We start from the raw sequence: 12,611 nt of genomic DNA on the forward strand, positions 1-12,611 counted from the left end.
GATTCTATATAGTAAGATGATAACACATTTATGCTACTATATAAAATAACATAATAACATTTGTGTTATTTAGCAACATTCTCGGTATGCTGACATCGTGGAAAATTTGAACAACCCATGAATGTATTACCTGCATTGCTGATTCTTTGTGCCAATGTACCTTCACAGGTCGGACACTTCCGCTGTTCCGGTTCAACCGTCTGTCTGACAGTTTTCGCTTCAACAGATGGATTGACTTTGTTGATGAAGTGAATGAGCGTTTTCCGGTCTAACAGCCTGACTTTACATGCCTTTGCTAGTTCCTCTGCGGCAGTAGTGTAGTAACTGTTGGTAATGACAATTGCTTGATCTGCCTTGTAATACGGCATAGCTGAATATATTTCTTGAACAGCACCGATGCTGACTTTATTATTGTAACCGTACCGCTTTGCTTGTATCACAACCTTCTTTTTATCATTCTTCATAATTAAATCAGCACCAAAATCCCGTGTGCCCTTTGTGACATCTGATTTATATCCCAATTCCTTGAACAATGCTTTTAAATACATTTCAAATTGATGGCCGTCCATCTTATCTATTTCATGGATGCCTGCTTTTGCCACTTGCTTTAACATTTTTCTCTCTTTGTATTTTTGATACGGGAAACGGCAAACAGGTAACATCAATATCAGGAGTATTAGAAAAATAATAAAGTAACCATTAATTATGCCCTTTTGTATGTTCTCTAATATTAAAAGGACGATGAAAAAGTAAATGACATACCTGATTATTTGTTTAAGTACCACGTCTTCACTTCTTTCTGTTATTAATAGTTCAATACAGTTTACCTTTCGATACGTGTGTTTTATGAAAACTTCATGGAAAGAATATTGATGGTTATCATATAGAGAGAACCATCAATATTTCTGTATGATTGTATGTTTTGGCCGTCTGTCTGATTATTATGATAACACTAGATTTTATTCACTATGATTTTGTATGCTTTGAGCGATTTCTTTTGGAGGGATACCATTCCAGTAAGTGAAATTAAATGGGTATTTCTTATCCTCAGTTTCAATAAAGCTTACTTTTTTATCGGCAATAAAAGCCATCACATAAACTTGTTTTGGTGTATAGACTTCAAACAAATCCCATGTCTTATCATATTCCACTGTATAACCTTTTTCTTTAATAGCTGTAATAACTTCATTTCTAAACTTACTTTCAAATTGAATTTTCATTATATAGAACTCCTTTTATAAAATTTTTCTAACACTGCTTTTGTGAAGTAGTGAAAGAATAATGTTGTTACAATACACGGCCATCAACGAATCGTGCAGATTGTCAATGATACGTAAGTACACGTTAGTGCTTGTCATTGCGATCTGCACGTGAAGTTGATAGTGTATGGCAGTAACAACGACATCTTTCACTACTTGATGAAAGTGGGGGACACACTTGAACATTAATCAGGCAATAGAACATCATTAACGGAAGATTGCTTTAATCAATTTATATAAATAAAACACAGGAATGCTATTTAACATTCCTGTGTTTTATAAATACTTTGAATTATAGAAAAAATATCTTATATTTTACCTCCAATTATTTACAGTAACCAATTCATCCATTAAATGAATGACCTTTATTCTTTCATAACTTATATCTTCTTCAATTTTATCTAAGTATAAATGATAGCTTATGACAGGCTTATATCTCACTACATCATTGGTAGTTATATCATATATTGATTGTTCTGCCCCTCTAGTAACATAAACATATTCATCATCTACTATCTCTGTGTTATTTAAATCTAACAAAAATTTTGATAATAAATCCGTGTAATCATGAGAAATCCTCATATATTCGCCCCTTATAATATAAAATATGTTTTTAAGAAAGGACTTACCCTTGTAAGTCCTAGTAATCATATAAATGTGTGTTATAGAAGTTTATTTTTGAAATCTTGACGGAAATCTTGTTTTTGTTCATTGTCGTTGGAATAGAATTTTATGCCTAAAAGTCTAACATCTTCATTTTCAGATAGGATTTCGATTTTGTTATCTTCATTTAATGATAGTAGAAAATCTTCTTTCCAACGATCCTCAAGTTGCAAATGGCCACCTTTGGGTTCCAGAAAGACCTGGTAAGTGTAGTCCTCGCCCTGGAGGTAGAGTAGAAAGTCAGGCATGAATCCTCGTGTACCATTGATTTCGACAATCTTCACTTTACGTTCATTTCTGATGAGATAGACTTCTTTATATTTCTCTTTAAGCTCTTCGACATAATCATTAATGAAATCAATGAAGGAACTTTCCAAACTGTTGACAATAGCTCTATCATATACATACCAATGATTGTCCCGCATATTCCTTTTTAGCAGGGTTTCGCTCATATGTGATACTTTGGCATTGACCTTGTTCAGTTCAATATAGTAGTCATTAATCATTTCGGACATGGCCACACCTTCGAATACAGGAGTGCCACGCTCCTTCATATAGTTTGCCTTTATCTTTTTCTCTACATAATCTAGGTATTTCTCTACCATTTTGAGTTTGCTCAATGGACTTAAATGATGCAATTCCAATTCGAGTGGCATGGTCACATGGAACGTTGATCCCCCAAGAAAATCAGAACTCTCAATGAAGTCTTTCATACTCGATAGGGCAGGGATATAGGATTTGAAGTTGCTGAAGTGAAAGAAAGGCTTCCTTTGTATCGCTTTTCGGATATAGATACGATCTACAGGCCAAGTCACTTCATGTGTTTGTCCGACACCTGTCTGTTCCATCCGTTTTCCATAGTGCTGTTCAACGGTGGTTTCCAATGAAATTTCATAATCCGTGGTTACGTTGTAGTGGGAGAGTGTCCGATAGTCATCCGCAGTAGTTTTCTCCAGTTTATTGATATAAATCTTACCATTCTTGAACACTGTACTCTTTTTAAAAGCCGGTTTGAGTTTTGCTTCCAACCGGTCGTATTCATCCTCTTTAACTTGTATGCTTGCAGATTCGAGTGATTTTTCTAAATTTTTAATATAAGCATTTTCATTAATCGTATGATAATGTAAACTTTCAATGACTTTGAGATCCGTTTGTACTAAATCGAATCGTCTTGTATATGAGCGATTTTCTTGGTATTCAAAAGGGTAGTACCGTGCTCCCCGACCAATCAGCTGGGCTTCACTGTCTGTCGTGGTTTTAGTTGGTTTCATACCTTCGCTTATTCTCACAATATCGAATAGATTCAGCACATCCCAACCTTCATTCAGTTTGGCGACGGCAAAGATGGCACGAATCGGATTATTGTCTTCCTCTAATGTATTCAATAACAGGGCATTGTCTTCTGAAAGGAAGGCTTGATCATTGGCATTTAGAATGGTCTCTTCTGTGAAATCCCACTGCAGGTCACGAATGACTTCAGACAGCGGTTGATTGGTATAATACTCGAACATCTTACTCCAGATACTATTCTCATGCTTATAGGTGGCATGGCCAAGACTAATGACACGTGACAAACTGTCTACGTTCAGTCCCTGGACAGTGTTTAATAGCTTTTCATTAGCTGAAAAAGAAATAGCTTTTCTATTAGACTTGAACATAATTATTGGCTTTAATGTGATGTCATTCTCTTGAGCAATGTATTTACGATACTGGCTCAATAGAATGGCGTTCAGCATCTTGTTTTCATCTGATTCATCGGCACGCAAAAGCACCACATTCTTCGAATAACCATCATTCATAAACCGCCTTAGGTCATATTGATAGACAATTTTATCCTTATACTTTTCGAATAGGACATCCTGATTCAAGTTGATGGTTGCGGTATATTCCAATAGTCGATTGACAGGATTGAGTTGAAGCAGGGTGTTGACAGTATTCTCCCACGTTCTTTCTTCATACTCTTTGGTATTCAATTTCCGTTTGTCCCGTCGTGTCCAAGCGTTGATATGATGAGCTTCATCGGCCAATAGGACAAGACGCATATTCTCTAATGATTCATAGGTCAATGCATTTTCTTTCGGTTCCGTCAAATCCATATGGAGCTTTTGAATAGTGGTCAACTTTAAATAGATTGTATTCGAATCGGGGGAAGCCGGGAATACATCGACTACTTGAATGGAAATGCGCTGTCCATCTATCACGATACCTTCTTTTCTAAAGAGATACTTACTGGAACTTTCATTTGTTAGGTTGTCATAGGTTTTTTTAATGATGGCATCACTGTTTACAAAGAAGATGAAATTCTGTTGGTTATGCTCTTTAAATAGATATAAGATGGTGGATGCCAGGACGAGTGTTTTCCCTGATCCCGTGGCCATATGGAACAGTAAATGATTAAATGAAAGATCAGCGTTATCCAACTCTTGTGTGTAGATGAACTGTTTTAATGATTGTGATTGGTATCCCCGCAATGGGTGGCTCAGATTATTTTGAATGTAATCCGGTACCTCAGGTGGTTCTTCGAACAGAGAGTTGAACTGTGCTTCAATTCTTTTATGAAGAATTTCATTACTCACCCTTATCACCTTCTTTTTGATAGAAAGAATAATTAAAGGCTTTTACTGAATCAGGTATATCATACTGGTTGTCTTCGATTTCTGAGTAATTAAGATATAATTGGTTCATATCCAACACTTGGATAAGTACGTCTTTTTGTTCTTCTAAAGATAATGATTTGAAGTTTTCATTTTGTGTTGTGACCTTATCTAAATCCACTTTAAAGTTTAGATAGGCAGAATTTTTAATTCTATCAATGACTTGTTCTAATTCCTCAGAGTTTGAGGATGTTTGAATGTTATAGAGATATTCTTCGTTAAGGCCGTATAATTCTGCATAAACAAAAGAACGTCCACCACGCCATTTCACTTCTTTAGAAATGCCACTTTGCTCTCCTTTAATAACATTTTCTAGTCGTGGAATACTTAGAGTTTTAATATAATCTAATTGTTCTACTCCAATATATTGCCTCTTCATCTTATGGGCTGTAGCAGGAGTTGTAGATGTGCCCATAAAAAAATCCATTACTAAATCATTTTCATTCGTAAACAAAGAAATAAGTCTTTTTATGAGCATCTCAGGCTTCTTACCAAACCTTAAAGAGATATCTTTTCCACCCTCTTTAAATACATTATTAATACCTATGTCGTCCCACATATCACTTATTATATTTGAAGGTCTTCTTACCCCGTTAAAGTCTTTTATTTTCTCCTCGGCGAAAATAAGTTCTCTACCGTTCAACACATATTTATCATCAATAAATAGAAACTGGTTTTTAGGCTCCTTTGGATAATTTTTGCTTCTATTAATCGCAGTTTGAAATATTAATTTAGCATTATCTATTTTGAATTTCTCAGTTTCTAAATCATCTTCAATGTTGATTTTTTTGTTTTTCATAGCTTGGGTTAATGAGATGGATGTCCATTTACTATAATCACTTTCATATCCATTCTTCTCAATGTAATTTTTATATCTATCTAAAGATTCGTCCCATGAAGAAGGTATATATTGAGGGTTTATCTTTATGTCTTTATCTTCTTTAGAATAAATTAAAATATGTTCTTTTACTTTAGGTATTTTCTTTTCTTTATGTGCCATTTTCGGCCCACTCAGATGTGCCATTTTAACGCAAATAGAAGACCTGAAACAACTTCTCCCAAATATTTCATCACACATCACTTTTAGATATCCATATTCTTTATCACTTATTTGTATTGCAATTACTCCATCTGGTCTTAAGAATTTGTGTGCAACTTCTAATCTATTTTTCATGAAAGTCAACCATGTGGAATGATTAAAAGCATCATTATATTTAAACTCATCATCCCCCGTATTATATGGAGGGTCTATGTATATTAACTTTACCTTACCAGAATAACGTTCTTTTAGAGTATGTAAGACTATAAGGTTATTTCCTTTAAGTATGAGATTATCAGTACTTTTGAATTCAGTAATATCATGATTTCCTTCTTCATCATATTTCTTTATATTTGTTAATATTTTTGGAGATTCCATTACATCTATTTCTTCTTTTGCAAGTAAATTATGATAATAAATCTCCTTTTTACCTATATCCTCTTTAGCCATACCACCCTCTAAAACCGAGTCTTTGTGTGGAAAGTCAAGCACTACATCTGTATTGTATCTAAGGTATTTCTCTTCACTTGTTAAACCAACTTCATTTGTATATTTTGTATAGCTGTTATCCCAATAGTTTTTGAATCTCAACATACTGATGAAGTCTTCTATTTTAAAAATTAAACCTGATGGTAGTTGAATTGAATAGGTATCTTTTATAAATTCATTAGATAGAAAGGAGTCTATTATTCTTTCGTCGTATGATCGTATATCCTCAATCAGTTTATTCTTCAGTAGGGTGTCTTCATGCCAGTATTCAGGAAATGCCTTTAAAACTTTGTTTATCTCTTTCTGGAGCTTTGTTTCCATAAAATCATTCCTCTTCAATCTTTTTTTCTATATGACTGTTAACTATATTGTAAATAGTACTTTTTGATACACCAGTCATGCTGATGATTTCATTTATCGTGTACTTCTTACTTTCATACAGAGACATGACTGTTTCTCTTTTATCTTTAGAGACTTTTGGTCTTCCTCCCATTCTACCTCTTGAGCGAGCTGAAGCTAAACCTTTTTTTGTTCTTTCACTCAATAGATTGGCTTCGAGTTCTGCAAAAGCACTCATCATTGTAAAGAACATTTTTCCCATCGCATCTTTTGTGTTGATATTCATATCAATAATTTCCAAATCAATGTCATGTTCTTCAAGGTATTGTGAGAGTTCTATAAGTTGCTTTGTTGTCCTGCCAAGCCGATCCAGTTTTGTTAAAACTAACGTGTCGCCCTCACGCATGTAATCCAAACACTTGTCAAGTTCTGTTCGTTTATGTTTCCGGCCACTGACTTTCTCTGAAAAAATCCGGTCACAGCCATGTCCTTTTAGCATATCTATTTGACTATTTAAGTTCTGATCTTTTGTACTCACTCTAGCATAACCAATTTTACTCATATTGTGCCCTCCTTAAATATTACTTAACGGGGATGATACATATTTTGTTCTCTAGTAAGCATTCAGTAGCTTCTGGTGTCGTCCAAAAACCCAACAAATTTCAATAATATTATACATAGATTATTATACGTGTTTTTGTACTCATAAACTATAGAAAAATAAGTTAAATTCTAATATCTAAAAAGTTCCAATAAACGGTCGTTTTTTAGACTAAAATTCACTACTTAAAAACAGAACGTATGTTTGATGTAATAGCTGTAACGAGTGATATTATGAAATGTACTTATGAAGGCTTTGATTATCGTAATATTCCACAAGCATACTTAGATATTAATATCCCACAAGGACGAGGGATGATAAAATGGGCTCCCTTTAAAACAATGCCTGAACAGTATGAAAAGGTGGCTCATATGATAGATCAACAAGCTAAGAGTAATCCTCCTTCTTTCGATAATGAAACAATCATAATGCTTGAAGAACGACTAAGAATGAATTTAGGAAAGTCTATACTTTTGAGATACTGGAATGACGGCTTGGAAGTCTTTCTTAATTGCAAACTTGAATATATAGATAATCGGACTAGTATAATAATAGTAAGCAAAAATATTGAACTCATTTATATTAAATTTAATCATATTTATGAAATTATATAATAGATTTGTGTTTATAAAAGAAAGGAAGAAATATACATTGGATCATTCACACGTAATAAATTGGACCGAATTGATTTTCACTGGAATATTTACATTGTTAGGTGCTGCAATCGGTGCCACTCTTGCTGGCAGACACGCTATTAATTCTGTAAAAGAACAATTGGTTTATGACCAAAAAACAAGAGAAAATATTAATATTGATGACTCTTTAAAAGTCAGCTATTTGTATCAATCTTATTTGCACTCCGTAATTGCAAGTCTTGAAAATTTAAAACAAGAGTCTGGGGGACAAGATATTTACTCCATACAAGGAGCAATTTTCACAAAACATTTAGAGAAGAAGGTAACACTTGTATCCAAAGATATAACAAAAATAATTAGAGAATTAGAAAGTGTTAATCTTAGTAATATTTCTTATGATTATTATAAAACTTATATAAATAGCCTAGAAGCATTAAGAATAATCGCTATGTTATTAGATAGAGACACCATAGTCGAAGATTCTGGAGAAAAAAAAGGTTATTTTGATTTAGCTGTAGAAAAAATAACTATTGCTGAAACAAAGATAAAAGAAAACAATCAAAATTTAGAAAATGAATTAAAGAATTTAGAAAAGTATTTTGAAGAAATATCTAAAAAATAATAATAAGATTCAAAAAGGATAGTATTAAACTTATTACAGAGACCGTCAAAGGAACAATCTGATCCAATAAACAATCGTTTAATTGATTTATCATCTCATTAAATAATATTTGCACTTTTAGAGTTGTGAACTTAACAGTTCTAAATTATGTCATATGCTACTATGAAGGTAATAGATGTATTTTATTAAAGGTTAGAACGTTAATATAAGAAATTAGGAGGGTTTCCATGTTCCAATCTGGCACAGAGTGGGTAAGAGCAGATTTTCATCTTCATACTAAAGCAGATAAGGAGTTTTCCTATAATGGAGAGCAAGACCGTTTTGTAAGCGATTACATATATAATCTAAAAAAAGAAAATATTAGAGTAGGAGTAATTACAAATCATAATAAGTTTGATTTAAAAGAATACAGAGGTCTAAAGAAAAAAGCGCGGAAAGAGAACATTACTTTATTACCTGGAGTGGAGCTTTCTGTTAAAGAAGGCGCTAATGGTATCCACTGCTTAATAGTCTTTAAAGAAGAAGACTGGATTAAAGGTAACAGTGAATCTGTAAATCAATTTCTTGATGAAGTTTTCAAAGGTATTGAAAATAGGGAGAACGAAAATACACGTTGTAACAAAGATCTAGCTGGAACGGTTGAAACATTGGATTCATATAATAACGACTATTTCATCTTAATGGCTCACATCGAACAAAAAAGTGGTTTTTTTAAAGAATGTAACGGAGGTTTGATAGGTTCTCTCAGCAAGAAAAGGTGGTTTAAGGAAAAAGTTCTCGGTTTTCAAAAGGGTCAAACTAGGGATAAGATGAAGCAGCTTGAAAAATGGATGGGTTATAAATTACCTTACATTGAAGGTTCAGATTGTAAATCCATTGAAGAAATAGGTAAAGGAAAAAAGTCATATATAAAGATTGGGGATGGAACTTTTGACTCTGTCATACTTGCATTAAAGGATTATCAAAACCGAACTTCTCTAACCGAGAACAATTATAATCATGGCCACATAAAGTCTGTCGAATTGATCGGCGGAAAAATGGATAATCAAAAAATTAATTTATCACCAGAGTTAAATAGCTTAATTGGAATTCGAGGTAGTGGTAAGTCAAGTATAATTGAAGCTATTAGATACAGTTTAGATATACGACCGTCTACAGCCGATGAAGATTATAAAACAGAAGTAGTAAAGAACCTTCTTGAATCAGGTGGACAAGTTATTATTGAACTTCAAGATAATCATAAAAAAAATTATAAAATAAAAAGGATATTAGGAGAGTCTCCACATATCCTTGATGAGAACGGTGAGGAGATTGGAGTTACAGTAAATTCTATTCTTCAAACTCCATTATATTTTGGGCAAAAAGATTTATCTTATATGAAAAATGGATTTGAACTAGAATTATTAAATAAATTAGTTGGGAAGAAAATAAAGTTTTTTGAACGAGACTTAAATGACATAAACGATCAATTAGGAAATCAAATTACTCAATTATATCAGTTGAATGATAAGGTTGAAGATTTACCCGATCTTAAGAAAAATTTAACGGATATAAAGCATAAGATAAATATATTTGAGGAAAATGGGTTAACTACAAAGCTCTCTAAACAAGTTAATTTTCAAAAGGACGAAAGGAATATTGAAAATGTCTATAAACTGATTAATAAATTTAAGGAGGATATGGAGCATTTACTGAATTCTCCTGGTCTTATAGAACTCAATGAACTACGTAACCAAGAATCTTCAGAAGTGCCAGAATTGTTTATTAATTTATCAAGAGAAGTATCTTCAGTAATTGCTGTAAAAAAAGAGATTCAAGAAATAATAGATAAGATTGATTCAAGTTCCCAGCAAGTAAAGAAGTATTTAGAAGAGATTCAAGAAATAATAAGCTCACTTGAGGAAGAGTTCGCTGAGATTAAGAGGGAAATTGATATACCAAATTTAAACCCTGATGATTTTGCTAAACTCAAAACCAATGAAGATAATTTAATAAAGGAAATTGATCAAGTCACTACACAAGAAGAAACCAAAGGTGACATTGAATCTAAAATTCGAGCCACGTTAGATAAAAGAAATCAGCTTTTACTACAGGAATTCCAAGTTTATAAAGATGAAATAGAAAAGATTAATTCAAATCAGAACTCATTGGAATTAAATATTGAATTTAAAGGAAATAAAGAATCTTTTCTGGAGAACTTAAGACAATCATTTAGAGGTTCCAATATAAATCAAAGTGCTTATCAATCCATAAGCGAAACTCATTCTGACTTCTCAGCCCTTATAGGTGATGTTTTATTAGAAGATTCTAAAGTAACTTCTTCTCTAGTGACTGAAGCTCAACTGATAAAAGTAAAAGGAATGATCAAGGAAAATTACAATGAACAATTAAAAGTTAGAACTCCTAATAAAATTGAAATAAAATATCATGGAAAACCTATAACTAGACATTCTATCGGGCAAAGAGCATCAGCATTAGTTCTTTTCATTTTGTCTCAAAAAGATAATAACTTGATAATGATAGATCAACCTGAGGACGATCTGGATAATCAAGTTATTTATAACGAAATAATTACAAAAGTAAAAGAAAGAAAACCGGAGGTTCAGTTTATTTTTGCAACACACAATGCAAATATCCCAGTTTTAGGTGACTCGGAGCAAGTAATTGCTGTTTCTTATGATGAAAAAAAACTGAGCACAAAAATTGGCAGTGTTGATAATAAAGATATTCAAAATAAAATTGTTGATATTATGGAAGGTGGACAAGAAGCGTTTAATAAGAGGACTCAAATATATAACTTATGGAAAAATGACTAATCGTCTATTTTTAGTTATCCTTCTACGATAGATAACCTTAATAAATGAGAGAATACAACATAAAGTGTATTAATTCTGATGATGATTCCTATATCAATGTATTTTAAAGTAGACCACAAATAAACAATACTAGAACGTTGATTTCATTGGTTTCACTTTAAGAGATAACTTGCATTAATTTTAAGTTCTATTTTGTATATGATTTAAGAAGAACCAGTAACCTTAGTATAGAGATTACTGGTTTTAAAATTTAATAATTTATTTATTAGCACCTACCGACTAGTTGAATTATGTTAATAATTAAACTATCTTCAAAAAAGTTAAACATTTACAGTAAATAGAAAAGTTATAATAGTTATGTCTCTTATAAAAGGTGTATTTTATACTATTGTTTATGTATATACTATGAGAATGGAGTGTTTATAGAAATGGAATATGGATTTATAGCCAGAGCTTTGCAAGTTATGATAGCTTCTCCAGGAGATGTTGATCAAAAAAGACAATCGGTACGGGAAGAAATTGTTAATTTTAATGGAATGCATTCTGAAAAAGAAAAAATAGTTTTATTACCAGTGGATTGGGAGACTCATTCATACCCTGAAACTGGTGCTGACGCTCAAACGATTTTAAATAAACAAATAGTGAGTAAATGTGATTTATTAGTAGGTATATTTGGAACAAAAGTAGGTACAAAAACTGAGAACGCTTTGAGTGGAACTATTGAAGAAATCAATGAACATATTAATGCTGGTAAGCCTGCTATGATATATTTTTCAACTGAGCTAGTTCCGAGAAATATTGATCAAGATCAATTAAAAAAATTGGAGAATTTCAAAAAAGAATTGCAATTAAATAAGGGAGAGTTTAAAGCTCTATACAAAGACTTTAATTCCACCGATGATTTTAGAAATAAATTTAGAAATGATTTATATCGAATGGTAGTCTTAAGTGAATATTTTAACGAATCTAAGATTTCCAATCTATCTGAGAAGGAGATTATCGAAGAGTTAAAATCTAATAAAGGAGAGAAAGAAGAGAAGGAAATTTCGGAGGAAGCAAAAGAGTTAATAGCAGAGGCCTATAGGACTGATTCTGAAATTCATAATTTTAGTACAAAGGAGGGCCAAATTATTCAAGCAGGTGAGAAAGGTTTTACACCTGTTAACCCTAGGAATGATGCTTATTATGTCGAAGCAATAAATGAGCTAGAGAGTAAGGGATATATAAGATCACTAAATTCTAAAAGACAGGTATTCAAATTAACTAGAGAAGGCTATAAATATGGTGATGAAAACTTTGTGAATTAAACAATTTCTCACTATAGATATTTATGAATAGCCAATTTTGAAAACTCATAAATAGTGAATAAGATTAACTTTAAATACCGTTCGGTAAAGTACATTTTTACGGACGGTTTTCATTTATAACTAGAAAATAATCTTCCGGTCAAATAATTTGTAAATGTGTTTCCCTCTCTTAAATTTATGTTTGATT

Annotated in this window: 10 protein-coding genes; 4 read left to right on the plus strand and 6 right to left on the minus strand. The window is 32.3% G+C overall.

Annotated elements, in window-relative coordinates:
• Positions 1-65 precede the first annotated feature (65 nt).
• The 6 genes from CRN96_RS12785 to CRN96_RS12810 all read right to left on the minus strand — a co-directional run bounded on the left by CRN96_RS12785 (position 66) and on the right by CRN96_RS12810 (position 7,005).
• Positions 66-662 carry a restriction endonuclease gene (locus tag CRN96_RS12785; RefSeq protein WP_097042901.1) on the minus strand — a complete coding sequence of 199 codons (597 nt, stop codon included), beginning with the start codon at positions 660-662 and terminating at the stop codon, positions 66-68.
• A gap of 297 nt (positions 663-959) precedes the next feature.
• The gene (locus CRN96_RS12790; protein ID WP_097042852.1) at positions 960-1,220 is read right to left on the minus strand and encodes a hypothetical protein; all 261 of its coding nucleotides are present in this window, start codon (positions 1,218-1,220) and stop codon (positions 960-962) included.
• Positions 1,221-1,574: 354 nt separating this feature from the next.
• Positions 1,575-1,841: a hypothetical protein gene (locus CRN96_RS12795; RefSeq protein ID WP_097042854.1), complete on the minus strand. Its 267-nt coding sequence runs from the start codon at positions 1,839-1,841 to the stop codon at positions 1,575-1,577.
• 80 nt (positions 1,842-1,921) lie between these two features.
• Positions 1,922-4,498, minus strand: a complete 2,577-nt coding sequence (locus tag CRN96_RS12800; protein ID WP_097042856.1) for a DEAD/DEAH box helicase family protein — start codon at positions 4,496-4,498, stop codon at positions 1,922-1,924.
• Positions 4,491-6,425 carry a site-specific DNA-methyltransferase gene (locus tag CRN96_RS12805; RefSeq protein WP_097042858.1) on the minus strand — a complete coding sequence of 645 codons (1,935 nt, stop codon included), beginning with the start codon at positions 6,423-6,425 and terminating at the stop codon, positions 4,491-4,493. Before CRN96_RS12805 ends, CRN96_RS12800 begins: the two co-directional genes overlap by 8 nt.
• Positions 6,426-6,429: 4 nt before the next feature.
• Positions 6,430-7,005: a recombinase family protein gene (locus tag CRN96_RS12810; protein ID WP_097042860.1), complete on the minus strand. Its 576-nt coding sequence runs from the start codon at positions 7,003-7,005 to the stop codon at positions 6,430-6,432.
• A 239-nt stretch (positions 7,006-7,244) separates the two neighbouring features.
• On the opposite strand from CRN96_RS12810, the gene CRN96_RS12815 reads away from it, so the two are divergent.
• The 4 genes from CRN96_RS12815 to CRN96_RS12830 all read left to right on the plus strand — a co-directional run bounded on the left by CRN96_RS12815 (position 7,245) and on the right by CRN96_RS12830 (position 12,424).
• On the plus strand, positions 7,245-7,658 hold the full coding sequence (locus CRN96_RS12815; protein ID WP_143544323.1) for a YolD-like family protein: 414 nt from the start codon (positions 7,245-7,247) through the stop codon (positions 7,656-7,658).
• 94 nt (positions 7,659-7,752) lie between these two features.
• On the plus strand, positions 7,753-8,301 hold the full coding sequence (locus CRN96_RS12820; RefSeq protein ID WP_179647242.1) for a hypothetical protein: 549 nt from the start codon (positions 7,753-7,755) through the stop codon (positions 8,299-8,301).
• A 227-nt stretch (positions 8,302-8,528) separates the two neighbouring features.
• Positions 8,529-11,117, plus strand: coding sequence for a TrlF family AAA-like ATPase (locus tag CRN96_RS12825; protein WP_218839938.1), 2,589 nt, complete (start codon positions 8,529-8,531; stop codon positions 11,115-11,117).
• 428 nt (positions 11,118-11,545) lie between these two features.
• Positions 11,546-12,424 (plus strand): DUF4062 domain-containing protein, encoded by an 879-nt coding sequence (locus CRN96_RS12830; RefSeq protein ID WP_097042866.1) that lies wholly within the window; start codon positions 11,546-11,548, stop codon positions 12,422-12,424.
• The last annotated feature ends 187 nt before the right edge of the window (positions 12,425-12,611 follow it).

It is taken from the genome of Salinicoccus kekensis (assembly GCF_900220995.1).
Lineage (GTDB): Bacteria > Bacillota > Bacilli > Staphylococcales > Salinicoccaceae > Lacicoccus > Lacicoccus kekensis.